The sequence below is a fragment of the Zhongshania aquatica genome (assembly GCF_027257955.1).
Classification (GTDB): domain Bacteria; phylum Pseudomonadota; class Gammaproteobacteria; order Pseudomonadales; family Spongiibacteraceae; genus Spongiibacter; species Spongiibacter aquatica.
The window spans coordinates 1-502 of sequence record NZ_JANZNQ010000107.1; the positions used below are offsets into that span (position 1 = coordinate 1).

At 53.2% G+C, this 502-nt stretch carries 1 pseudogene; it reads right to left on the bottom strand.

The features are described from left to right. Positions 1-89: 89 nt before the first annotated feature. A pseudogene (locus O9X78_RS20865) lies at positions 90-502 on the bottom strand (hypothetical protein); the annotation flags it as partial.

Genomic DNA, 502 nt, shown 5'->3' on the forward strand with positions numbered 1-502 from the left:
GCTATCCGCTGCCGTTTGCCACAGCGTTTTGTAATGCCGGGCGAAGCCCGGTAGGCGCAATTCTTTAAGCAATAACAGTACGGCGTCACTCATGAGTACACCGCCTCAAACGTATTGCGGGGGTTGGTCCACAGCAGCTCATCGTATGCCTTCAGTGAATGCTGTACCGGTTGCCTCGTCTCAGTCTCTCGTGTCTGGTGACTCAGGAACCGATCTTGCATCGCGAGGATTGATGGGAACTCGCCAAGCAAGGCACCGGCCAGTAAACCCTCACCCAAATCAGTTTCACAATCGTATTCAAAGGCTAGGCGCAAAACGGTTACCATCCATTTACACGCTTCGCGTTTTTCCAAGTGTTGATCCGCACATCGCCATAACTGCCGGTATGCCTCGTTAGGCAGCAAATCGTCTCGTAAGCTTGAGTAGCGGAAGGCTTGAGGCTTGGATGCTAAAGCCCGAATCACATGTTTGTAATCAATGCGGCGTGCACGCTGCTCGCCCG